Origin of the sequence: Bacillus sp. 166amftsu, assembly GCF_900107445.1 — a bacterium.
Classification (GTDB): domain Bacteria; phylum Bacillota; class Bacilli; order Bacillales; family Bacillaceae_G; genus Bacillus_A; species Bacillus_A arachidis.
This window is the reverse complement of record NZ_FNQA01000006.1, coordinates 195210-221362: the sequence shown is the minus strand read 5'-3', so window position 1 is coordinate 221362 and position 26153 is coordinate 195210. Positions and strand designations below refer to the sequence as shown.

The 26153-nt window shown below is 37.1% G+C and carries 18 protein-coding genes and 1 pseudogene; 7 read left to right on the top strand and 12 right to left on the bottom strand.

Annotated elements, in window-relative coordinates:
* Positions 1 to 205 (top strand): annotated as a pseudogene (locus BLV40_RS17020) (IS4 family transposase); the annotation flags it as partial.
* 462 nt (positions 206 to 667) lie between these two features.
* Here the strand turns inward: BLV40_RS17020 and BLV40_RS17015 are convergent.
* A complete protein-coding gene (locus tag BLV40_RS17015; RefSeq protein WP_090692089.1) occupies positions 668 to 3826 on the bottom strand; it encodes an isopeptide-forming domain-containing fimbrial protein in 3159 nt (1052 codons plus the stop codon).
* Between the two features lie 775 nt (positions 3827 to 4601).
* Between BLV40_RS17015 and BLV40_RS17010 the strand changes: the two genes are divergently transcribed.
* A complete protein-coding gene (locus BLV40_RS17010) occupies positions 4602 to 5309 on the top strand; it encodes an IS6 family transposase (RefSeq protein WP_090692086.1) in 708 nt (235 codons plus the stop codon).
* 92 nt (positions 5310 to 5401) lie between these two features.
* Here the strand turns inward: BLV40_RS17010 and BLV40_RS17005 are convergent, their stop codons facing one another.
* The 9 genes from BLV40_RS17005 to BLV40_RS16965 all read right to left on the bottom strand — a co-directional run bounded on the left by BLV40_RS17005 (position 5402) and on the right by BLV40_RS16965 (position 16065).
* Entirely contained in the window at positions 5402 to 6820 is a 1419-nt protein-coding gene (locus BLV40_RS17005) for a sensor histidine kinase (protein WP_090692083.1), read from the bottom strand.
* Complete coding sequence (locus BLV40_RS17000; RefSeq protein WP_090692081.1) at positions 6821 to 7534, bottom strand: response regulator transcription factor; 714 nt, start codon at positions 7532 to 7534, stop codon at positions 6821 to 6823.
* Between the two features lie 367 nt (positions 7535 to 7901).
* Entirely contained in the window at positions 7902 to 8252 is a 351-nt protein-coding gene (locus tag BLV40_RS16995; RefSeq protein ID WP_090692078.1) for a YxeA family protein, read from the bottom strand.
* A gap of 22 nt (positions 8253 to 8274) precedes the next feature.
* The gene (locus BLV40_RS16990; protein WP_090692076.1) at positions 8275 to 9006 is read right to left on the bottom strand and encodes an ABC transporter permease; all 732 of its coding nucleotides are present in this window, start codon (positions 9004 to 9006) and stop codon (positions 8275 to 8277) included.
* A 12-nt stretch (positions 9007 to 9018) separates the two neighbouring features.
* Positions 9019 to 9771: an ABC transporter permease gene (locus BLV40_RS16985; protein WP_090692073.1), complete on the bottom strand. Its 753-nt coding sequence runs from the start codon at positions 9769 to 9771 to the stop codon at positions 9019 to 9021.
* Positions 9768 to 10685 carry an ABC transporter ATP-binding protein gene (locus BLV40_RS16980; protein WP_090692070.1) on the bottom strand — a complete coding sequence of 306 codons (918 nt, stop codon included), beginning with the start codon at positions 10683 to 10685 and terminating at the stop codon, positions 9768 to 9770. The genes BLV40_RS16985 and BLV40_RS16980 overlap by 4 nt, the downstream gene beginning before the upstream one ends.
* Before the next feature lie 477 nt (positions 10686 to 11162).
* A complete protein-coding gene (locus BLV40_RS16975; protein WP_090692066.1) occupies positions 11163 to 12161 on the bottom strand; it encodes a S66 family peptidase in 999 nt (332 codons plus the stop codon).
* A gap of 382 nt (positions 12162 to 12543) precedes the next feature.
* Complete coding sequence (locus tag BLV40_RS16970) at positions 12544 to 14046, bottom strand: serine hydrolase domain-containing protein (RefSeq protein ID WP_090692063.1); 1503 nt, start codon at positions 14044 to 14046, stop codon at positions 12544 to 12546.
* A gap of 372 nt (positions 14047 to 14418) precedes the next feature.
* Complete coding sequence (locus BLV40_RS16965; protein ID WP_090692059.1) at positions 14419 to 16065, bottom strand: ABC transporter substrate-binding protein; 1647 nt, start codon at positions 16063 to 16065, stop codon at positions 14419 to 14421.
* A gap of 102 nt (positions 16066 to 16167) precedes the next feature.
* On the opposite strand from BLV40_RS16965, the gene BLV40_RS16960 reads away from it, so the two are divergent.
* Positions 16168 to 17421 carry an MDR family MFS transporter gene (locus BLV40_RS16960; RefSeq protein WP_026591496.1) on the top strand — a complete coding sequence of 418 codons (1254 nt, stop codon included), beginning with the start codon at positions 16168 to 16170 and terminating at the stop codon, positions 17419 to 17421.
* A 68-nt stretch (positions 17422 to 17489) separates the two neighbouring features.
* On the top strand, positions 17490 to 17669 hold the full coding sequence (locus BLV40_RS16955) for a hypothetical protein (RefSeq protein WP_081811000.1): 180 nt from the start codon (positions 17490 to 17492) through the stop codon (positions 17667 to 17669).
* A 68-nt stretch (positions 17670 to 17737) separates the two neighbouring features.
* Here BLV40_RS16955 and bla read toward each other — a convergent pair whose 3' ends face one another.
* The gene (bla, locus tag BLV40_RS16950; RefSeq protein ID WP_090692124.1) at positions 17738 to 18667 is read right to left on the bottom strand and encodes a class A beta-lactamase; all 930 of its coding nucleotides are present in this window, start codon (positions 18665 to 18667) and stop codon (positions 17738 to 17740) included.
* 338 nt (positions 18668 to 19005) lie between these two features.
* On the opposite strand from bla, the gene BLV40_RS16945 reads away from it, so the two are divergent.
* Positions 19006 to 20778 (top strand): BlaR1 family beta-lactam sensor/signal transducer, encoded by a 1773-nt coding sequence (locus BLV40_RS16945; RefSeq protein ID WP_090692120.1) that lies wholly within the window; start codon positions 19006 to 19008, stop codon positions 20776 to 20778.
* 20 nt (positions 20779 to 20798) lie between these two features.
* Positions 20799 to 21182, top strand: a complete 384-nt coding sequence (gene blaI, locus BLV40_RS16940; protein WP_026591499.1) for a penicillinase repressor BlaI — start codon at positions 20799 to 20801, stop codon at positions 21180 to 21182.
* A 392-nt stretch (positions 21183 to 21574) separates the two neighbouring features.
* Here the strand turns inward: blaI and BLV40_RS16935 are convergent, their stop codons facing one another.
* On the bottom strand, positions 21575 to 23737 hold the full coding sequence (locus BLV40_RS16935; protein WP_090692056.1) for a serine hydrolase domain-containing protein: 2163 nt from the start codon (positions 23735 to 23737) through the stop codon (positions 21575 to 21577).
* A gap of 287 nt (positions 23738 to 24024) precedes the next feature.
* Between BLV40_RS16935 and BLV40_RS16930 the strand changes: the two genes are divergently transcribed.
* Positions 24025 to 25818, top strand: a complete 1794-nt coding sequence (locus BLV40_RS16930; RefSeq protein WP_090692052.1) for a helix-turn-helix transcriptional regulator — start codon at positions 24025 to 24027, stop codon at positions 25816 to 25818.
* Positions 25819 to 26153: the final 335 nt, after the last annotated feature.

The following is a 26153-nucleotide window of genomic DNA, read 5'->3' as shown; positions in this document are numbered from 1 at the left end:
AGCCATATATATGATTAAAGACTATTTTCTTCTTCTATTCCAAACTATACAAAAAAACACCCAAGAGCTATCAAAGGTGTTACTTCGCCTGTTCAATCTCCTACAGCAAAACGGGCGAAAATCTCATCGATATGAGAAAAAAACGGTCTTTGATATATTAGGTGTCGTTTACAATTGTACCATGTCTGATAATGAAGCCGCTTAATTCAAAAAAGTGAAACCCGTTGGGGTTTATTTCGTATGCAAATCTTTCAATCACCCACACTTGCCCTTTAGAAAAAAGAAACAATCTCGCCTAAAATTGACTTTGCATAAGCTTAGCTTGATAGCGATGGGGTAGCACCACATATCCATCAACTTAAGAGAACAAATCCACCCCAAACGAAAAAATGAGCTTTTTGTTATAAGTTAACACAAAATTTCGTTCTGGGGACACTATTAACTTTTTAAGTTGATGGAGATGGACGAGACCCCCATACAAAAAGAATTCTGGAAGACAGAACTCTATTGTTTAAAATATTTACTTTGCCCCTGTTTACAGTAACGCTGGTACTGGGCCTAGATGCTAAAAAAGATGGTTTCGGTGCACTATCGAAACCACCTGCTTAAATTCTAAGGTCTTTCTATGAAACCTTCCATTGTATAATGGGTATAGTTTAACTACTTCTTAGTTATATTTTCTTTTACTTCTCGCTAAGAACAGTAAACCAATTACAAAAAGTAATCCACCTGCATATAGGGCTATTGAAAATTGACCACCTGTACTTGGTAACAGTTTCATCGGATCTATCGGTTTTGTTGGATCCACTGTTTTCTCTTCACTTGTAACTACTGTTTTTGCTGGTTCGCTTTCTTTCTCGCTTCCAGGTTTCTTCGCTACAGCGGTGATTTCATCACCTTTGGTTAATTTTGTTGCTTCCGGAACATCTAACTTCCATTCCCCATCTTTATCTACAGTTGTTTTACCGATCTCTTTTCCTGTTGGACTTTTGACAATAATTTCGTCTCCAGGAGTTCCTGTACCCGTAATCTCTTTATCTGTATCTTTGATTGGATCAATCGCTGGCTTGTCAGCTGGTTTTTCTGGATCCACTGATACGTCCGTTTTCGGAGTTTGTATTGATATACCTTCTCCTGTTACTTCCGCTGTGTTCGTAATCGTTTTTCCAAATTGACCTGACTTGATTTTCGCGTGAAATACCACTGTATGCCACTCTGTATCTGTCACATCTCCAAGTTTTCCAGTTACCGTTCCGTTCACATATTGACCATTGTCTGTGTCGGCTGCGTCTGTTACAACCTTTCCATCTACTTGTAATGTGCCTGGTACATATTCCAATCCTTCTGGTAATGTATCCGCAATTACTAGATTTTCTACTAGGCTATCGAAAACCGTATTACGTGTTTTGATCGTATACTCGATTTCATCGCCTACTTCTGTATTTTTATTTTGGAGGTTTTTCGCTGTTTTTTCTGATTCTAACTTCGAATCTCTTGGAGATACTTCCACTTTTGCCTGTGGCTCTTGTGGCGTTACATTCTCTCCTGTTACTTTCGCTTTGTTTTGAATGACTTTACCCGCTTGTCCCGCTTTTACTTTTGCGTGGAACACCACTGTATGCCACTCTGTATCCATCACATCTCTAAGTTTTCCGCTTACTGCTCCATTTACAAATTGACCATTGTCTGTGTCTTCTGCATCTGTCGCTGCTTTTCCGTCTACTTGTAGGGTGCCTGGGACATATTCTAAACCTTCTGGTAATGTATCTGTGATGACCAGGTTTTTCACTAAGCTATCCGAAACCGTATTACGTGTTTTGATCGTATACTCGATTTCATCGCCTACTTCTGTATTTTTATTCTGTAGGTTCTTCACTGTTTTTTCTGATTCTAACGTTGGTGATTTGGGATCTACCGGTACGTCTGTCTTCGGATTTTGTGGTGGTACGCCTTCTCCTGTTACTTCCGCTGTATTCGTAATTGTTTTACCAGATTGACCTGACTTGATCTTCGCGTGGAATACCACTGTATGCCATTCTGTATCTGTCACATCTCCAAGTTTCCCAGTTACTTTGCCTGCGTCAAATTGACCATTGTCTGTGTCGACTACATCTGTCACTGTATGCCCATCTACTTTCAATGTGCCCGGTACATATTCCAGTCCTTCTGGTAATGTATCCCCAATGACTAGGTTTTTCACAAGGCTGTCTGAAATCGTATTACGCGTTTTAATCGTATACTCGATTTCATCCCCTACTTCATTCTTTTTGTTTTGTAGGTTCTTCGCTGTTTTTTCTGATTCTAATTTCGAATCTTTCGGATCCACAGGCACGTCTGTCTTCGGGTTTTGTGGTGGTACGCCTTCTCCTGTTACTTCCGCTGTGTTCGTAATTGTTTTACCAGATTGACCTGACTTAATCTTCGCGTGAAATACCACTGTATGCCACTCTGTATCTGTCACATCACCAAGTTTTCCGTTTACTGTTCCATTCACATATTGACCATTGTCTGTGTCTTCTGCATCTGTCACATCTTTTCCATCTACTTGTAATGTGCCTGGTACATATTCCAATCCTTCTGGTAATGTATCCGTAATTACTAGATATTTTACTAGGCTATCGGAAACCGTATTACGAGTTTTGATCGTATACTCGATTTCATCACCTACTTCTGTATTTTTGTTTTGTAGGTTCTTCGCTGTTTTTTTCGATTCTAATTTTGAATCTCTTGGAGCAATATCATTAACAACTTCGTTCGTTTCAGTTTGTTTTTGTTGTTTTACTAATAAATCTTGATACTGTATCTGCGCCTTATTCGTTATTTTTTTACCAATATTACTTAACTTAACTTTCACCTTAAATTGTACGGTGAATCCTTCTGGCGTATCTTTTATGTAAGGTAACTTTCCTAATTTAACAGTAACTCTATTATTTTGGAAATCTCCTTCATCACCATCTATCGCATCCGTTATACCTGTTGTAGTTCCATTTTTCGTCACTTTGATTGACCCCGGAACATATTCCGTTCCATCAGGAATCGTATCTATGAAAACAGAGTCAGAAGCAATGTCACCACCATAGTTTTTGACATTCACTTTATACGTTAATTCATCTCCTAAATATACGGATCCGTCTTTATCAACAGATTTGGTCGCTGAGACACAAGGTCCTGAACCAAGAAAAATATCATCTAAGAAATTCCCTATTCCTATGTCCCCACCGGCAGCAGACACAGACTCAAAACCAAATCGTGTTACCGTTTGTTCTGGTGGAACAATGTATGTTCCCTCATAGTGCCCCCATGTTTCGTTTCCATCAGTCATTTGTTGCACTTCTGGAGTCTCTAGAGGATTTGCAGTCACAGCACCAATTCGAAGTCTCATAGTGTCAGTCCCTAGTCTTCCCTTATGAGCTAGTCTCCAATGTAGTGTTTGTCCTGGTATTGTCTCTACATCTTGATACAGCATTCCAACGCTCGATGCATTTAATTCTGCATGTTGATGTCCAGATGCTGGGTTCTGATCTCTCCAAATCTCTATTTGTCCAAATACATCCGTACTATTCCATCCCGGAACATCTTTAGCATCAAAAAATGAAACCGGTTCTCCTGCAGTTGGAGTTTCAAAATCACCATTAATCAACACTACTTGCTTCTGTTGTTGTGAGCACGTACCTGCTGTATTAGTATTATCTTCAGCTTTCACTTTTAGCAGCGGCAAACCGCTAGGCAGCATGCCGCTAAATGCTAATAAAAACATCATGAAGAATACTACAATTTGTTTAAAACGTTCCCTAGTTTTTTTGTACAATAGGCTCCTTCGCGCCATTTTATCGCCTCGTTTCTTGAAATCATTTAAAACTCGACATTAATCGCATACATTCCCTCATTTCGGAAAGATAGTTTAAATCATACCTTTCTCTTCACAAAAGAATAATTCTTAACAAGTCAATTTAATTTAATTGAATAAAATACAATAGTTAAAGAAATTTAGAGTGGTATGAATAAAGTAGAAGATAAACAAATATGTAATTCTTATAAACTTTATCAATAACAATCTTCACTTTAAGAATTTTAGGTTAAATCATTTTTTAAACAGGATACCACATCTCTAATTAAACATAACAAATCTGAAAACTGTGTCTATCTTCACCAATAATTCTATAGTCGGGCATTTCTTTCCATACATCCCTCCTTATTTGTACAAATTAATATTTTATTTAGGTTATTTTAATAACCTAAATAAAATATACTACTTTTACATAAAATGGTTATTGAGAAATATTGGGGATATTTGAGGTATCGCCACATCGCTATTAAGCTAATAAAACAAAATCCTCCCTAAAATGGAAAAATACGCTATTCTTTCTGTAGAATCATAGGAAAGGATGGCGTTTTTGCATGTCTATTTCTGTATCTGATGAATTGCAACTATTTGCTCAAGAAATTCAAAGCTTCTTATGGGGTCTGTGTAGCAACCGAACCAAATCTTACCTTAAGCATTAGCGGACATTGATTTCCAGTATTATTACGGGTTCTGGTGCAAAAAATCTATAAAACTTGGACATACTGATATTATCAATCTACAAAAGGACGTGATCAGTATGAAAAAGCAAAATTTATTTAAGTGGAAACATTATCAACTTGATGTGATTATATTAACAGTCAGATGGTACCTACGGTACAGCCTAAGCTTTCGTGATTTAGTGGAAATAATGGAAGAACGAGGCTTATCTATTTCTCACACAACCATTATGCGGTGGGTACATCAATATGGTCCTGAGTTAGATAAACGAATTCGGCGCTATCTTAAACAAACGAATGATTCTGGGAGAGTCGATGAAACATATATCAAAATAAAAGGTCAATGGATGTATCTATATCGTGCAGTGGATTCCAAAGGAAACACGATTGATTTTTATCTCAGTGAAACAAGAGACACAAAGGCTGCAAAGCGCTTTTTCAAGAAAGCTTTGCGGTCTTTTCATGTTTCACAACCTCGTGTGATAACTATTGATAAGAATCCCGCCTATCCTGTAGCAATTGAAGAGTTGAAGAATGAAAAAAAGATGCCTGTTGGCATCCAAATAAGGCAAGTGAAATATCTTAATAACATCGTGGAACAAGATCATCGTTTTATCAAGAAACGAGTTCGCTCTATGTTAGGACTGAAATCACTTCGTACAGCTAATTGCATTTTAAGTGGCATGGAAGCTATGCATATGATGAGAAAAGGGCAACTTGACCAAAGGGTGAAGTCTGCCCGAAATGAAGCTGAATTCATTCATAAATTGTTTGGATTAGCTGTTTAACCTCTCAGTTAACAGAACATTGCCGTTCTATGTTTCTGGTAAAGTATTTTTGCACCAGAACCTTTTTTTCGTTTTATGGATACAATTTCTCTTTAGCTTGATGGGCCTGTAGTAGGATCCCTTTTTTCATAATGTACAGGTAATTCTATGGCAGCTATTAGACCTCTTTGGTCCTCACCGCTTGCCAGAATTAGGCGGCCATGATGGGCCTGCACAATCCTTGCCACCATAGGAATTCCTAGACCATGACCTTCCTGGACAGTCCGCTTTCTCCTTGATGAATAAGGTAATTCGGTAATCTCCATCAAATTCTCCTTTGGGATTCCCCGTCCATTATCCTTTACAATAAAGCGATATTGGGAGCGGTCCTTGGATAGAGAGGTTTCCAATATGATTGCACATCCCTGTGGATTATGCAGTACACTATTTTGGACAAGATTACTGATTGCACGAAGTAGCAGTTTCTCGTCCCCAATGACCTGAGTCGCTTCAACAGTCAGTTTCAAATCAATGTCATAACGGTCATCCAACCCATTATTCAAAAAATCCGTGGCAACCTGTCTCGCCAAAACTGATAGACGGATGTGCTTCAAATGCAAGGGTTGCATTTCATACTCGAGCATGGAGACTAGATTTAGGTCACTTACAAGTGAGCGTAGCTTCTCGCCCTGATGCCGGATGATACCAGCTTGCTGCCTCTGCTCCTCCGGCAAGTCAAAATTATCCTCCATTTCGCTTGCATAACCGAGAATAATCGAGAGTGGAGTCCGGATATCATGAGAAATCCCGGCAATCCAGTTAGAACGCGCCTCATCTCGTGCCTTCAACGCGGCCGTCTTCTTCTGGAGCTTAGTCGACGCAGAATTAATACTTTGAGCCAAATCACCAAATATACCTTTGGAATCCAACTGAACCAATTCCTCTTTAGCAAGATTGTGGACCCCTGAAACAAGAGGGCGTATCCCTCTTATGAGACGCGTGCCAATCACAACAGAAATCAGCAGAGTTATCCCAACATTAAAGAGTAGTAGTACCCCAAGCCGCAAGGGCATTGCTCTTAACCAATCAGAAAGAAAGTCAAATTGATACTTCCAGTGGCTTTCCTTTGGATATCCGACCACAATTAGGCTATTCTCATGTTCCCAAGTATAAACAGGGTATTGCAAAAGATAATATCGCGAGAACTTAGCTATATCGACTAAATTATAAAATCTCGGAACATCATTAGGTAAATGGTAATCCCATTGGACATGGCCATCTTCATCGATCAACATAGCCCATGCTTGATTGTGCTGCAAAATCTTGGCAGTGTTCTCGTCCAAATGATAGTTGTTATCCTGTTTATCTAGACTTTGAGAAATCTTCTTAAGTAAACCTTCTGGAGACATTTGTTGATTAGTTTCATTGAACACCAGAGTGCCTAGTAGTACGAAATTAAAAATAAGAACAAATATCGACACAAGGATGGTCGTCGTGACAAACCGTCGTAATATACGAGTAATTCCTTCCACTTAATATGTCTCCTTCACTAGCAGTTTATATCCAAGCCCCCTGAAGGTGAGAAGATGGATTGGTTTGGAAGGATCCAGCTCAATCTTTTCACGTATCCGCCTGATATGAACCATCAATGTATTTTCGAGACCGTAGCTGTCATCTCCCCAAACAGCCTGACATAGGGCATCATTTGTAATGATTCGTCCCTGATTTTCATACAACTTCACAAGAATGGCATGCTCCTTTGCCGTCAATGGTATCTCTTTCTGTCCCCTGTGTACAACAGCGCTTTCAAGGTCGACGATCTGTTCTCCTAATTTGAATATAGATAGACGCTCTGCTACTGAGGATGAGTATACACGTTTTAGAATTGCCATGAGCCGCAATACTAGCTCGCGTGGCAGAAACGGCTTCACCATGTAATCATCCGCCCCTAAGCCCAATCCAAGCAATCGATCTTCATCCTCGCCCCGCGCGGAGAGAAAAAGGACCGGTGTGTCCGAGAAATGCCTAATGGAAGACAGTAATAAAAATCCATCACCATCAGGTAACATAACATCCAGAATTACGATATCTGGATTGTCCGCGTGGTAAATTGACAGAGCAGAAGCGCAATCAGCAGCAGTATAAATGCGAAAAAATCCATCTTTTCTTAAAAATCTTTCAATCATTATTCTGATTTCCTGTTCATCGTCCACAATTAATATTTTTTTGTCTTTTAAATTTTCCATTTTACATCACCTTATTTAATTATACACAAAAAGGAAATTATTGGTGTTTTAATTCATGTTCACCCCTTGACTCCTTTTTTAAAGCGAAACAAACACATAAGCTTGGAAAGCCTCCTGTTTCATTCTTTGACTTCACTATTTAGAACCGTATAGTACAGCAATTTTGTTTAGATATTTGGTAGGGAAATTATTTAATCGTTATGGGCGAAAAGTATTTAGTTTATCTTTGGAAGAGACATTATACGGTAACACAGAAAATCCCATCCTTATTCAGTGTAAAAATGAATAAAGATGGAATTTTTTCTTGTTACATTATTGTTCGTAACCTGATTGCTATAGGACATTCCCCTCTTCTTTCAGATCATTATTATTCTCGATACTGCTGTTGCACCGCCTCAGGCAGCTCCTCGAAGCTAACCTCTTTCCAATACGTAACGCCCCGAATCATTGTATAATATAGCTGAACATAAGCTCCTTCTCTCAATTTCTTTCCTGCTGAAAAACTTAGTTTTTCTTTCTTTTTTTTCTCATCATAAGCAATCAACTCATAGTTATAACGTCCATTCTCACCTTGAACGCCAGATTCAGTTATCTTTGTGTAATAGACAGTTTTCCCTGTAGGATTGTCAGGTGTAAGCTTCTCTGGAGTGAAGAAAAACATCCACAAACATGCTCCAAGCATTATGGTAAACCCTAGTACCAACAATATTTTTTTCATTATAAATTCCTCCTAAGCTCAATTAGGATGAAACAATGTCTTTGTTCTTTAACCTTCGGATTGACCTCGATGCAAAAATAATAACGAAAGCCATATTGATCACCCAAAACAGAAAGTTCTGCATGTCGGTCAACTTATCCTGACTCATGACACTCATACCAATGTTGAGCAATGAGAACGGGAATAATATTCCAAACTTACCAATATACATTCCTAAACCGATAAAAACCCCACACAGACTTATTCCAATCGGTGTAGCAAAGCTGCGAATCCGTAGCGACAGTCCCAATTGCAAAGCACTAATGGACAGAGAAGCATACCATCCACGTATCGCCCATTCTATAGTCTCTACAGGAAATGGGCCAGGTAAGGAGAACAAGGTACCTATAAGCCAGTAAAGTCCCATGAACAGTCCTTGTGCGAACAAAATTAAAATACTAACGATAATTAATTTGGCAAGAAATACATTGGCAACCGACACGGGAGAAGTCATAATCATATTCCAATTTCGGTTTAAATGCTCCAGCCTACATATGTAGGAACAACAGATGGCAATCAGAATAGGTAAGAAAAAAACACCGTAAAACAGGCTGACCTGAGTCCACAAGCTGTACCAACCATTTTGCAGGGCGCCTTGGTTCAAATAATAATTCGCACTTCCAATCAGCATACTTATGATTGGAAGTACAGCGATTACAAGACTAATCCGGGAATGGATTAGTTTCAGCCATTCAGCAGAAATACTTCGTTTCATTAACTTCCCTCCTTAGATTTCCTGTCGGCTTACCTGGATGCGTCCAGCCATATAAAACAGGACGGTCATAATCAACGCACCTACTACAATTCCAAAGTTTATTGGCTGTATCATATAAGAACCCGTAGACTCGGCGTACAGATAGGTAACCGGGCTGAGCTCCAAATAGTAAGACCAAATAAAAATATGTCTAATAGCAGCCGGAAATAGCCCAGCGGTCATTCCTATAAAGCCACCCAACATACCCAAGCAAAGCGCAAAGGACTGGTTTTTGATGGAGAAAGAAATCCATTGTTGAAGTGCTGTAACAGCGAGAGTAGTTAGCAGATTACCTCCAATGAACTGGATTAGCAATTGGATAGGAAAAGTGCCAGGAAAATCCTGTATTAGTCCGAATAACATTATGAATAAGATTTGTGCAAAGATACCATAAACTATCAGACTATTAATGCATATATACTTCGCTGCATAGAGTTGCCCACGTTCCACATTAGTAGCAACAAGCATTTTCCAAGTCGCTCCCTTATGCTCCATGTCACAAATACGTGAGACAACAACGGCCGAAATAATCGGCATAAAAAGGCCATTCATGGAAGATATACTAAAAAAAATAGATTCCCAAACGCGGTTATCCGGATTGCTTGCAATGGACCTACTAATGGACATAAAGGCCCACAGCATCTCCACAACAAGAAATAGTATAATCATGATCCATATTTTTTTTCGACGGATTTTGAAATATTCCAGTTCTAATAGTTTGATCACAAGCTCCGCTCCTTTCCTGTAAACTCCAGGAAAATATCCTCCAAGCTTTTTTTCTGCTCCTCAATCCGAGTGACAGCAATTTCATGTTCAACAAGCAATTTGTTCATTTTCGCTACTTCTGTATCCGGAAGATTGCCCAACTCAATCCGACCACCATTGTTGATTGGACTATATCCTTGAGTGAAAAGTATCTGCTCAGCTTTGGCGTTGTTCCCAGTTTTCATAAAGATGGCGTTTCTATTTTTTTTCCGCAAGCTTGTCATACTGCCTTGAAACAACAAATTTCCTTCACTAATAATACCTACTGAGGTAGCGATATGTTCTATCTCGGAGAGTAGGTGACTGGAGAGTAATATAGTTATTCCATAGCGTGCGGGTAATGATTTAATAAGCTCCCGAATTTCACCAATGCCTGCGGGATCAAGACCATTCGTCGGCTCATCGAGAATCAGCAGCTTGGGGAAGGCGAGCAGAGCCATTGCAATTCCTAGCCTTTGCTTCATTCCTAGTGAATATTGTTCAGCTTTTTTGTCTTTCTGATTTTCTAGCCGTACGATACGAAGCACCTCATGTATATTTTTATCTGGAACGTTCCGGAGGCGCTGCATGACTTTCATATTCTCAAGCCCTGTCAAATGTCCGTAGTAGGAGGGAGATTCAATCAGCGATCCGGTACATTGCAGAATGGATGAACGATGTTTATCCAGGCTTTCCCCGAAAATTTTAATTTTCCCTTCAGAAGGCTTGATGAGTCCTAACAGCATTTTTAGCGTGGTTGTTTTCCCCGCTCCGTTCGGACCCAGAAACCCGTAGATTTCTCCCTCCTGAACATAAAGATTAACTTTATTTACACAGTTAATAGCCCCATACGTTTTGGACAGGTTTTGAGTTTGTACAATAGCCGAAACACTCATATGAAAAGTCAGCTCCATTCAAGTTTTTTAGATATTTTTCTTCTCTTTCAACTGTAATGCGTCCACCTTTCTCCAGTCTAAAGAGAACCTTACATCAGCCTTAAATCACTTGATTTGTATTAAAATCTTAACCAACTGTTGATTTAAAATAAAGTATGATGATGTACTCCGTTTACCCCATTCCATCGAGAAGGAAAAGTGTCTGGGTCGCTTATCGTAGGGAATTTAGAATCCTATACAAGGTAAAATAAACTAGCTGCTGCTTTACGTGAAATGAGAAGAATTGAAAAGAGCAATTTTATTTTTGATAATTAGGTTGACTTTTTTTCGTTTTTGGGGGTATTTGCATTTCTTAGCTTGATAGCGATGGGGTACCGCCAGCATTTTGGAAAAAACCCACGTTAAGAGCAAATTGGGATATTAAAAGGACTGATTAATCCATGTTTAGGTTAATCAGTCTTTTAGTATTTAATGGAGTTAATTTATCCAATCTTCAAGAATTGTTAATGTTTTATTTGCTGCATCCATCTCTATTTGTATACCAATTGGGACAGTTAACATCGGGTGAGTATGGCAACAATCAAATTCTGCAATAAAGGGCAGGCTAATACCATTTAAAACCTCTAATAGAATTTTATATGGTTTTTTATTTGTACCATTATCGTTAAACTGTTCATGTTTTCCGAGGATTAAACCAGAAATTTTATCAAATATTCCATTGACCTTAAGTAATGAAAAACTTCTTTCAATAGTAGCAGCATCTTTTGTTGTATCCTCGATAAGAAGGATATCCCCTTTTTTTATCTCTGGCATATACTCGCTACCCCAAATACCAGTTAAAGTGTCTAAATTTCCTCCAATTAACCTTCCTGTTGCTTTTCCGGTATTTACACAAACCCAATCATTTTTTATAGGTTGTTTTTCCTTAGTTTTTTCTTCCCAGTTGATAAATTCATCTGTCCAATAAGGTGGCTTTTTAATATAGTATGGTAGTTTTTGTTTTTCTTCCAGCATGTCGCTGAAATATTCGTATGTAAAATTAACAAATGGCTCAAATTCACCAAATGAAGGGATTAGTGCAGGTCCATAAAATGTATTTATCCCAGTTTTTGCGTATATTCCTAGTAATATCGCAGTAACATCTGAATAACCTATCATTATTTTAGGATTTTTTATAAATGCCTCATAATCAATATAAGGCAATATTGAATTTGAATTCATTCCACCAATGGTTGACATTATACATTTGATGCTAGGGTTTCTTATTAATTCATTAAGTTCTTCTGCTCTCTCTTTAATGCTTCCAGCTCGGTAGTTATCATGTTTACCAGTTAAATTTCCTTCTATTATATTAAATCCCTTGCTCATCAGAAATTTTTTTGCTCGATCAAATCTTTTAGGTGCTGTATAAGTTGCTGGTGATGAAGGGGAATAGATTCCAATTAGATCACCTTTTTGTAATTTGCTGAGTTTCATTGCTTTATCTCTCCCTTAAATGGTATCTGCATTGAAACGAATAACTAATGCGAATAGTCTTACAATTAATTGTACCTTATATTAATTATTACCGCGCATGTATGTAGAATTAATACAACACAATTTAAAACAAGGTTAAAATAACTCAAAAACTCTTAACGTGGTTTTTTTCCAAAATGCTGGCGATACCCCATCGCTATCAAGCTAAGGTTTTATACTGCCCAAAAACAATAATTTTGTATACTTTTACTCTAGGGATGTCAATTTCACTATATTTAGGGTATTTATTTTTACTAACTTGATGGACATGTGGAGTCGTCCCCCTTATAAACCCTTGAGTATTTATAATCAAATATATGTTTTTGATTATATCATTGTCTGATTATTGTTTTTTTATATTACTTCGAATTTTCGGGAAAAACCCACTAATTAATAATGCCACAATCCACGTCATTATTAGAATAAAAGTTATTGTATTTCCGGAATTTAAACTTAAAACCTTCCACAAATAGGCAGCACAAAATATGAGCATAGCAGTAATAATAAGTAAAAATGTCCTAACTACTAATCCGATGTAAGATTTCTTCTCATGCTTAATAATAAAAGTTCTTTTACCTTTGTACAATCTAATCACAAACAGCAGCACATATACACCAAGTGTGCCTCCAATAACAATTGATATAATTGAGTTGTTTTTTCTTTGCTCAGCTAGAGAGAAGTAACTTTCAGGTAATTTTCCAGTTTCATATTCAATCCATGCGTGGTAAATATCCTGTCGTAAGTCTATACCACCTTCACTATTCGTAAGAATTACCAATCCATCCTTTGTATTAGGAATGAAACCATAAAAAGAATGCCAGCCTCGATTGTCACCAGAATGATAAATTAATTTCCATTGATTAGATAACTTTTTTTCAAATACACCTAAACCATTCTCACCTAATACCAGCTTTTGCATTTCATCGACACGTTCATTTTTAATGACAGCATTACCTTTATTATTTGCATCCATGCTTGCAAGTATCAATGTCATCATATCGGTAACATTTGTCTTGAGGCCTGCAGCAGCCTGTTCGGTAAATTGGTAACTAGGAAGTTCCTCTCCAAAATATCCATAGGCTTTCGAAAGATTAGGATTTTCAGGACGTTGTATGAATGAACTAGATCTCATTCCTAAAGGTTTCATGATTTGTTCTTCCATATAACGATCAAAAGATATTCCGGTAACCTCTTCAATTACAAGTTGTAAAATTGTATATCCGCCACCAGAGTAAATTGCTTCTGAACCTGGTTTATTGGTAACCTCCACTGGTTCATTAAGCCACCCTTTTCCAGACAGAGACTCCTCGATAGAATCAAGATGTTTCCCTGGTGCAACCCCAAGGTATCCTTTATGTGCAGACAGCCCCGCTGTATGGCTTAATAATCTTCTTATCGTGACTTCATTATTATTGAACTCTGAATTAGGTAATTTCCATTTGGTTAGAAATTTTCCAACGGGATCATCTAGTGATAAACGACCTTCATCTACAAGATGTAGGATTCCCCACGCTGTAAGGCTTTTAGATATGGAACCAGCCTGAAACAAAGTATCATCACTCACCGCTTTTTTTGTCTTTTTATCTACATAACCGTAGTTAAGTGTATAAGCAATACGCCCCTCATGTACAATTCCTATTGCAACCCCTGGTACATCATAATCTTCCTGCCATTTTGGTACCTGTTCATCCATCTTTTTCTTGAAGTTTTCTATACTCCTAGCAGTCAATGCGCCCGATTCTGCCCTCACCACTTTCGTAAACCACGCTTCATTCGTAATTAATATGAAAATAATTAAACATAAAATGCTTTTGAAAATTATCGATGCTTTTTTCCTATTCTTCATTTACTCTACCTCTTTTTTTCAGAATATTCTCTCCGTTATTCAGGGTACCTCATTCGAATATCCATTTCTATCGATTTTTATTACCTAACCTTACAAAATTGTAATAAAAATCAACAAAACATATTAATCAGTGACTTTACTGTCCTTTATCCACGGGCAATGAATTTAATCCACAAAATAGACATGGGGTTATTTATTGTTTAAGTTAATGCCCCTAAGATACTAGTTTAGTAGACCTGATATCTATATTTCCGTACCCTTAAAAAATTTATAATAAAAAAGGTAAAATCGTGGAATACGATTTTACCTTTGACATAAGGAAAATTAAATGGGTTGATAATTATTACAAGTGGATTAGGTTTCTTGTGAATTTCAAATTAAAGGTTTCACCCAAAGTTGAGAAAAATCCACATATCCAAAATATTTCATCTTAATATTCGTTAAATCTGATGAAAAAGGAATTTGACGTGTATCATAGTATAAGGGAACCATAATAGAGGATTCTATCAGTTCTTTTTCAAGATTCGCATTTAATGAAGCCCACTTTTCAAAATTTGTATGTTTGTATTTAGAAAGGTGTTTTTTTAGTGATTTATTTGTTTTTAAAACTTTAGCCAATGGTGAATATCTAGCTGTTAAAAAATAATAAAATGATATCTCTTGATTCATCTCGAATACTTCACCATGAATAAAGAGATCAACTTGTTCATTAAGTTTTTCATCCCTAAGATAGTTTTCAAATGGAACCCATTTAACTTGAAAAGGTATATTTTCTTTTTCTAAGATATTCATTAACCATTTTGTTGTCGCTTCTGTATACTGAGTCGCTTTTATAATAAGTGGTTCTTTAAATTCGGGACGTTTTCTTTTTGGAATATCGATTTGATGATCTATGTCTTTTAAACAGCTTTTGATATTTGAAATTTTTTGAGTATCATATTTATGAATATGATTCATATTGTTAACGATAATAGAATGTAAATAATTACGAACATCTATGTGTTGAATTGACGAATTACGCCAAGCATTCATAATTATAACGCCGAAACCTGAATTCTTTTCTATTTGAAATGTAGAATTACTTTTATGATGTCTGGAAGATTGATAAATAGTATCAAATTCTAGAGGGACCTGAATGAATTCTACTGTATCTAGCAAAGGTCTTTCTTGAAAATAATCATGAAATGCTATCAATGATGTTTTCTCCAGGTTATTCTCTCCTATATAAAAACCACCGGTTCCTATAATTTGGCCGTTATTTTCCTTATAAATGCTTGTATTTATCATGCATAACATTTGTAAACAATAACTACAACTATCTGGATAATGTATATCAATAATTAATGGTGATACAATCTCTATTTTTTCTATGGGTAACCATAAGTCTTTATAATATTTATGACTACGTAGTTTTGAGAGACATAGTTTCACGTCAGCCGCTGTTAAGATGGATCCATCATGAAATTTTATAGACTTTTTTAAATATAGTCTAAGCTTAGATTGAGTTAAATCCCAACTGTGAGCTATTTCAGGGAATATGTTCCCCTTTTCATCCATATAAACAAGTCGATTGAAAACGTTCGCGACAATATGTGCACTATGTACATCGGCAGCCTCGAGCGGGTGTGTTGTTAAAAAGGGTTTTCTTCTAGGAATAATTAATTTATCATCCGAATTATGTATATAGCCAAATTTTGAATGAAACTTAGTCATCAAGCGTAGTTTACTGTTTGGAGACCAATTATATAGTAAATATCTACTGCTTTTTTCAACAGGCTGTTGATCCATAATTTCCATTACTTGTGACTCATAGATTTTTTCTATATTTTTTAACCATTGAAGAGAGGAGGAATTTCCTCTGCCTTTTCCAGAAGTGAAAGTCAGCCAACCTTCATCCATCCATTTATGTAAGTAACGTACTGTTTGCTTTGTACTTAAATTTAAAAAATCTGCTAGGTCTTGTATTTTTATATTTCCTGAAGAAAATGATTGCCATAGATTCAGTAAATTTTTATCCATTTTCCTATCTCCTTTTATAAGTGGACATGTTTTGCTGAATATGTCCATTTTTAGTTTGATAAGTCTAGTTTAATATAACATTAGACAAAAGGAGGAGATACGATGAATTGGAAAGAATTTGAGCAAAATATAAAAGTACGCTTAATTACATCGTTTTTTAATCGTGCTGTTACATCAGCAGTAATGCCCTTTATGGCATTGTTTTTTGCTCACGAAATAAATAAAGTATGGGCCGGATCATTTTTAATCTTAACGGTTATATTAAGTTTTGTTTCAAATTTAATTGGAGGTTACATGTCAGATCGCTTTCAACGAAAGAAAATCTTATTGTTAACTTCATTTTCTAGTACTTTAATGTTTTTATTCATGACTTTAAGCTTATATCCTACAGATAAGATGCTTTGGTTATTTGCTATTGCTTATGTAGGTTTTATAATATCTAGCAGTCTTGGGCGCCCATCCATGCAAGCTATCATCATAGACTCAACTACACCAGAAAATCGAAAGGCTATTTATACAATTGACTATTGGCTTATGAATCTTTCTATGGCAATTGGTGCAGCATTAGGTGGTTTTTTATACATTAATCACCAAAAAGAGTTGTTTATATTACTGACTTTTGTTTCTGCTACATTACCGATTGCTTATAAAATTTGGCTAGTTGCAGAAGTTAAAGAGTGCCTAGAAAAAAGGCATGGAAATATAGTACTTGATCTAATTCAAAACTATAAAGTTGCTATTCAAGATAGAGCATTTTTAAGAGTTGTAATAGGGTCTACCTGCATATTTGCGGCAGAGTTTTCTTTAAACAGCTATATTGGTGTACGACTTTCAGAAACATTCAATCCAATAAGCATTGGGAACTTTGAAATAGTAGGAGTGAGGATGCTAAGTATTCTTAACATACAAAATATGCTTTTAGTAGTATGTTTAACGTTTATTGTAAATAAATTTACAGATCGCCTAAGTGGAAAAAAAGCGTTACTTTTAGGCCTTGTGCTCTATGGTGTAGGCTATGTGACAGTAACATCTGCAAACACTTGGTACGTACTGATTATTTTTAATTTTATTGCCACTGTTGGTGAACTTGTCTACTCCCCAATCAGAAATACAGAACAAGCTAATATGATTCCGGCTGATAAAAGAGGATCGTATTCAGCTTTTGCAGGTCTATCAGATATTGGCGCGGATCTAATTGCAAGAATGACTATTATCGTTGGTGCATTCTTGGTTCCTACGATGATGTCTGTTTACATTGGTATCATTGTAATAATGGGGACATTTCTCTTATATAATGGACTGTTCTTTAGAACTAATATTCAGTCTCAGGAAAAATTGAATAAAATGTCATCATAATATAATACTTTTAATGAAAAAACACGCTATTCTTTCTGTAGAATCATAGGAAAGGATGGGGTTTTTGTATGCCTATTTCTGTATCTGATGAATTACAACTATTTGCTCAAGAGATTCAAAGCTTTTTATCTCCAAATATCTTACGAGATCTTAATAGCGATGTGGCGAGACCCCTATCTAATATAATGGATTATTATTTTTATAACGGAAATGATAATCATGCAAAAAACCGATTCTCTTTACAATAAAAAGAATCGGTTTCTAGTTTTATCCTCTAGATAATATTGGACTAATGAATGCGGAAACTGGGATATTATTACTTGAGAGCATTAATTGTAATCGTGGCAGCCTGCGCGATCAGTTCATTATCATAGGTAGCATCCTTTGTATCACGACTGGACAGAATTGCAATGATAATGGGTTCTCTATTCGGTGGCCAAACGATTGCAATATCATTTCGTGTTCCGTAGCTTCCGGCTCCTGATTTATCAGCGACTTCCCAATCTTTTGGTACGCCAGCGCGGATGAGTTTGTCTCCTGTAGCGTTTCCGTGCATCCAATCCGTAAGAATTTTACGTTTGTCAGCTGGGAGTGCATTTCCAACTGTGAAAGCCTTAAGATCGTTAGCAAGTGCTTTAGCTGTACTTGTATCACGGATGTCACCAGGAATAGCTTCATTTAAATCTGTCTCAAAGCGATCTGCCTGGGTAACTCTATCACCAATCTGTTTGAGCGCTGTTTCAAATCCTTCAGGCCCGCCTAGTTCCTTAAATAAAAGGTTCCCTGCGGTATTATCACTGTAACGAACGGCAGCTTCTGCAATCTCTCCAAGTGTCATACCAGTATCTACATATTTCTCTGTAATGGGTGAATATTCAACTAAATCATCTTTTGTATAAGTGATAACTTCGTTTAATTTGTCAATTGGATTTTGCATTAGCAATGCTCCTGCAGCTAATGCCTTATATGTTGATGCGAAAGCAAACCGTTCATTTTGTTTATAAGAAACTGTTCGATTTGTACCAGTATCAATTGCATAGATACCTAGTCGAGCATCGAACTTTTTCTCAAGTTGAGCGTACTTTTGATGAGTCGCATGATTTATATGCTTTGTTTTTTCTTTTGCTTCCACTTGCAATGGTTCACCTGTAAAGAGTTTTACACTTGCAAGACTTAAACTTAGTATACCAACACACATCCCTATTTTTAGCACCCTTGTACTTTTCAAAATGATCATTCCTTTCAGACTTTTAATACTTAAAACAAATGTTAAATTAGATACAATGTACACAATTCGAATAACAATTTTTACCATTACATGTAAATCCCCCCATTTCTTGATTAGACTCTTATGTACGAATTGAAAAAACAACCGTATTTAAGGCGTTTCAAAAGATTATAGATGTATCAATACTACAAATGTAGTTTTTTACTACATTTGTAGTACCGCCACATCTGTAGTATAGTATTACATATGTAATTGGATTGAGTCAACTTTTTATTTTCCCCCATCAAGCTACTATAAATATGCTATATACCTGTTTTAAAAAATTTTAAAATCCAAGAGAGTTGGTGTTGAAGGACATGTTTTTAACGCATTTTATAATTGGTTTATTGGTGTCTTCATTTTCCATTACTGTTATTCTACTTATAAGAAAATGGTTTGGCAGACAACTTACAGAAAAATGGCATTATCATTTATGGATGTTTCTTTTTATCGCTTTAGCACTTCCATTCATACCTACTCATTTATATAATTTTAGTTTTCTCTTTAGCGATGGGGATACATATCAGACTAATGTGCTCAGTACTGATATGGGGATAAATGGAACTAATATGATACAGGGATTAAACCTAATACAAGACTTTTCTGTATCTGTCAATCGGCCAGATCTATCCTTACTTAATGTGGGAGTAATGGGAGTATGGATGTCAGGGGTGCTATTATTTACTTTTACCACGGTTCGTGGATGGATAAAACTTAGAAGGATAAAGAATTATTCTTCTACGTTTTCTAATCAAGAAGTTCTCGTGCTTTTCGAAGAATGCAAGAAAAGACTACAGATTAAAAAATCAATAAAAATTGTTATTTCCAAAAGAGTCCAATCTCCAATGATATTCGGACTTTTTCAAACATATATCGTCTTACCTTCTCAGCATGAAAACTGGCTCAGCTTAAAACATTACGAGTACATCTTTCTTCATGAACTGAATCACTATAAAAACAAGGATCTGCTGACAAATTACGTGATATTGTTCTATCAAATCATTTATTGGTTTAATCCCCTTGTCTGGCTTGCTTTTAGAGAAATGAGATTAGATCGGGAAATCGTATGTGATACATCTGTTTTACATTTGCTAGATGATAATTCATTTAGTGAGTATGGACATACAATCATTAATTTTGTGGATCTTTCAAAACGATCAAGTAAGCTACCATTAGTAACACAAATAAACGGTTCGAAGAGTCAAATCAAAAAACGAATTGAACAAATTGCTACCTATAAGCCTGGCGCAAAGAAATCAATAAGAAAAAGCGTCTTTATTTATGTATTGGCTAGTATCATTTTGACAGTCCAATTACCTGTCATTTCCGTATTTGCGACGGAGAACGACCGATACTATTTTAATAATGACGGAACAGTTTATGAGGATTTACATCAATTCTTTAAAGGGTATGAAGGAAGTTTTGTTTTATATGATCAGAGTGCAAAACAATATCGCATTTATAATGAAGAGAAAAGTACGTTGCGGGTATCACCTGATTCCACATACAAAATCTATAGTGCCTTATTTGCACTAGAATCAAATGTGATATCATCAGAAGAATCCACTATTCCATGGAATGGGATAGTGCAATCCTATGACGCTTGGAATATGGATCAAGATGTCTCATCTGCTTTAAAAAAATCTGTAAACTGGTATTTCCAAGAACTAGATCGTAGAACAGGGTTTGAAACAATCCAAGCCAATCTACAAGATATACACTATGGAAACTCAAATGTATCTGGGGGATTAGGTGAATTTTGGCACGAATCCTCATTAAAAATTTCCCCAGTTGAGCAAGTGCAACTGTTGCAGGCTTTTTATAACAATCAATTAGGATATAAGGAAACTCATATCCAAGCTTTAAAGGAAGCACTGCTCTTAGAAAAGAATGAAGAAGCTCGCCTATCAGGAAAAACAGGTACAGGAACAGTGAATGGAAAAAACATCAATGGTTGGTTTATCGGATATGTTGAGACGAAGAACAATACTTATTTCTTCGCTACCAATATACAAAATGAAGATGATGCATCTGGAAGCAAGGCTGTAGAAATTACTTTATCAATTTTAAAAGATTTAGGAATCTATTAAAGAAAATGGAGGAGATAAATATGGAGAAAAATATTCCTAGTATATCAGAATCAGAGTGGGAAATCATGAACGTGCTTTGGGATGAAGCTCCTCAAACAGCAAATGACATCATACTCTCCTTACAGGAGCGTACTGATTGGAAGCCGACAACTATACGTACTCTTCTCGATCGGTTGGTTCAAAAAGATGTAGTAGGTGTCAATAAAGATCTAAGAGTTTACACCTTTTACCCGCTTTATATACAGGAAGAGTGCCAGCGTGCCGAAGCCGAATCATTTATTAAGCGTATCTATGGAGGTACTTTAAAATCCATGCTTGCCCAATTCATTCAGGAAGATACCCTATCTGATGATGATATTAACGAACTACGCCTTATTTTAGATAAGAAACCTAAAAAGCAATAATATAAAAAAAGCGATTTGGAATTTTTCCAAATCGCTTTTTTCGGTCGAACTCTAAATAGCGGAGACATATTACTTATATAATTTTATCAATCTTTTTTGTAAAGCAATGCTAAGCTTTCATTCTCATGTTTCATGTAAGTATTGATTTACGTGAAAAATAAGAACCAACATAAAATAATCATATAACTACCTTAATTAGATATGATGTGTTTTATTCTATAGACGATTTGTTGGCTGACAACTTATCCAACAACATTTTACATATGTCGGACAATCTAGATGGCTTAATGCCATCCCTTGTCCGAAACCAATTCAGCCCCCACCTACTCACTAGTTACGTCCTTCACGTTCCTTGAGGAAGAAGCCTCCTTGGCTCAATATCAGCTTTAAACTTAACGGCTAAACTCCTTATTGAAAATTTTATTCCGACCCTCGATGACTTCCGGACCTACTGCGTTGATCGCAGTTACAAAAATATGCTCTCCTCCTAGAGGTCCACCGACTCTCGTTTCAAATCCGAAAGTGCCGCCGGCATGCCCCCAATATGATTGTCCGTCCGGTGTTTTTTCTTCATAAATCCCTAGTCCGACTTTACCAATCGGTGAATCTACCGTTGTGAGCATCTGGTCCATCATCTCTTGATTTAAAAGCTTTCCTCCCAAAAGCGCACTGAAGAAAGTAGTCAAATCTTTAACTGTTGAAACCATATTTCCTGCTGCGTTTGCCCATGATTGATTCATTTCTGTCAAATCATACAAATGACCCGATTTGTCCATATTATATCCTGTAGCATGCTCTCCTGGAATGTGAGGATTTACTTCCATTACGAATGTCTCTTTTAGCCCAAGTGGCTCGATAAACCGTTTCCTAATTTGCTCTGCATATGTATCTCCTGTTACCTTTTGAATAATTTGGCCAGCAAGAACCGTATTCGTGTTCGAATAGTCCCACCCCTCTCCTGATACAAATACAGGCGGCTTTGCAAGTGCTAAGCCGATAAGTTCATCCGTAGTATAGTAACGAAATGGATTTTGAGGCAAAGTAATATCTCGCATATCTCCATCTGTATAGGATGCAATTCCACTTGTATGGTTCAATAACTGACGAATTTTAATATTATTGCCGTCATATCCATTACCCTGTACAACTCCTGGTAACCATTTTTCGACCGAATCATCAAGATTCAATTGTTCTTCCTCGGCCAACTGCAATATAACGGAAGCAGTGAACGTTTTCGTTATACTCCCGATACGGAATGAAAAGTTTGGCTCTACCGGGCGCGGTACCTCATAACTCGCTGTCCCTGTAGCGTAAGACCAACGCTTTCCGTCCTTTAATCCACCTGCTATGACACTTGGAATTTTTTTATTAGTTACCACCTGATCCATTACGTACTTGACTTCTTCTCGATGTTTACTTTTCTTTTCCTTGTCCGTGAGTTCCTTTTTTGATTTTGCTGCAAATTCTGAGGCTAGAATATTGTTGATATGTTTTTCTGCTCCTAGTACATTGATATTTATCGAGATGACATGTTGACCATCTTCCGTTCCTCCTGCAAAGTTAGTAAATCCGGGAATACCACCGCCATGCCCCCATACTTCGGTACCGTCCGGCAATTTTGTTGTGTGTATGCCAAGACCATACTTTCCTAACGGAGAATCGACTGTACTAGTCATCATTTCCTTCTGCATCTCCGGTGTCAACAACTTTCCACCTAATAAGGCACGGAAAAACGTCGTCAAGTCTTCTCCTGTCGAAATCATTTCACCGCCAGCGTTAGCAAACGATGGGTTAAGCACAGTAATGTCTACTAATTTATCTCCCGTATTCAAGTAGCCACGAGCATTTTTTTTCGGAATATCCATCGAGCTTCCAGGAAGGAACGTTTCTTTAAGTGCGAGTGGCTCAATAATTCGTTTCTTAATTTGTTCGGCATATGTCTTCCCAGTAACCTTCTGGATAATAAGCCCTACAATAACCGTATTTGTACTCGAGTATGCCCACCCCGTTACTGGCTTTAGCTCCAAAGCACGAGCGATTAACTGTTCTGGTGTATAATCTTCACTTGGATTTCCAAGTAATTTCGTCTTAAGCTCTGAAGTCAAGAAATCTGGAATTCCGCTTGTATGATTTAATAATTGACGAATTGTAATTTTGTTTCCATCATAGCCTTTACCCTTTATGAGCCCCGGCAACCATTTCTCTATCGTATCATCGAGACTTAGCTTCTTCTCTCCAGCAAGTTGTAATGCAACTGTAGCAACAAATGTCTTCGTTGTACTTCCAATCCTGAAAGTAGAATCAGCGTCCACTTTATGATTTCTTTCGATGTTTGCTTCACCAGAAGCATATGAACAGCCTGCGTCTCCTTTTTTCACGGTAACAATAACCCCTGGAATATTTTCAGTATTAGCAGCTTTATCAATAGCCTGTTGGATTGACGTCTTTTTATACACCGCGTGCACATTTCCATAAGTAGGTAATACTAGTGTCCCAGCCAGTATAGTCACTGTTAAGGTTAGTGCAGTTCCTTTTTTAATGATGAATGATTTCATAACACATCTCTCCTATTATTTTGAAATTTTCTGTTACCTCACCCCCTCACCTTATCTTCGAAATTGTTAAATGACATAGTGACGAAACGACTAAATTTTTCATGACAGCTTGCGTAAATCTGTCACAAAAATCGTATGATAAACTGTCAACTATTTCATGTGACATACTTTACAGTTAGCCTCTGACCTCCCTCCTTTCTATTGACGAATTGGAAGTTATGTCGCATGATGAATCTGAATCATTAGAAAATTAATCTCAAAAAAATACAAGTAGGTGTGCATAATCTATGTCCTCAGTAATGAAAAAATGGTTTTGGTATGATTGGATATTTGTATCCGTACGAACGTTTTGGCTGTTCGTTATTATAAGTGCTGATTTTATACATCCATCATTAATCGATGCGTCACTTTGGCTTGTACTTTCTCTTACTATCGTCGTTTACTTTGTTCCATTAATCGTCCTTTATAGGAAAGAAGACTGGTATCTTGTAGTCGATGTCACAGCATCAGGCTTATTTTATCTTTATTTAGCCTACGTAGCGCCTGAATTGCTTTGGTCTTTCGTTTTACTCGTGATGATTATTGGCTTAGCAAACATTCAAAAAAACTATGTGTGGACAGGTGCCCTCTGTGGAATTGTATTCCCAATATTGAACAGTTGGATTGCTGATTATCTCCCGTATGAGTTTATCGTTAGCTGCAGCCTTGGTTTTGTCATTGGAATGGCGTTTAATATATTAATTCAGTACCATAAACAGGCCAGAATTATACAAGAGCAAAAGTTATTGCTGGAGCAACATATTAAACGAATTGAGGAGCTTACGCTCATAGAAGAGCGCAGCCGGCTGTCACATGAGCTGCATGACACAATTGGCCATACCCTTACCTCTCTCATCGTCGGTGTCGAATCACTGCGATCGTCAGTGTCAGATTCACAGTTTGAGAGAATTGACTCACTTGTCGGCATTGCCCAGCACAGTCTGGATGATATCCGAAAGCACCTTCACCAGCTCTCTCATAATTCATTAAACCATTCGTTAAGTGAATCGCTGAGACAATTAACAGAAGAGTTTATGAGATCGACAGGTACAACGGTTATATTCCGTGTGATTGGCAATGAGGCTCTCTCAACGCAAAAAATAAACTTTTGCCTATATCGCTGCCTTCAAGAGTCGCTAACAAACGCGGTTCGACATGGCAAGGCAAGTGCGATATCCGTTCAACTGCATTTCGATAAGCAACAACTCCGGTTACAAATTGAAGATAACGGCATCGGGATGGAAGAAATCCAATTCGGATTTGGGCTCAATGAAATGAAAGAACGGCTTGAACTATATCACGGCACATTGTCGGTTCACTCTGGGGCTAAGCAAGGAACATTCGTTATATGTAATATTCCATTGCAAACAGAGCTTGTACATAACACAATCCGCCTGTTGATCGTTGATGATCAGGCACTTATTACCGACAGTTTGGAGCAAGTTTTAGATCAGCATGTTGATTTTACCGTCGTTGGTAAGGCGAAGGACGGGCGCGAAGCATTAGAGCATTGTGAGCATTCGCATCCTGATATCGTGCTAATGGATATTCGCATGCCGGGAATGGGCGGACTTGAAGCTTTACTTGAGATGAAACAGCGATGGCCTGATATGAAGATTGTGCTCATGACAACGTTTGAGGATTTCTTGCAAGCAGCAACTGCATTGGAGCATGGAGCGGAAGGCTACATGCTGAAGTCAATTCATCCACGTGAAATGAAAGAAGCCTTGAAACTTATTTATAACGGAGGAACTTGGATTGATCAATCGGTCGCTACGCGAGTTTTCGAAGAGATGAAACGTCAGCGCGAACAGCTAGAGAAGATCGGCTCAAGTAAGGAAAATTCCCCATACGGACTTACGAAACGTGAGATGGAAATTCTGACACATCTGTCGAACGGGCTTCGCTACAAGTCAATTGCCACTAAATTGTTTTTATCGGAGGGAACTATACGCAATTACTGTTCGAACCTTTACTCGAAGCTCGGCGTCAACAATCGCGAAGAAGCAATTAAAATGGCGCGAACAGAGAATATCTTGTAGACGCTGTAGAACTTTCCGATAGTACTCACGATATAAATCATTCCGATACATTTATATCTGCTAATCCAAACAATGAATCAAGTAATAGAAACTGGAACAGTGCCTTGAAAAAACTTTTATTCATAAAAGAACAAGGAAATAGACGCCTTAAGTTGATGGATGTGGGGTATCGCCATATGTCCATCAACTTAAGAAATTAATTATTCCCCTAAATAAAAAAAATGAACTGAATTTTCATGGACAACTATGAAGAGATAAAACTTTCGTTTGGGGTACCGCCAAATTACTATCAATCTAAGATGAATTTATACCAATAATTCATAGAAAACGTTATT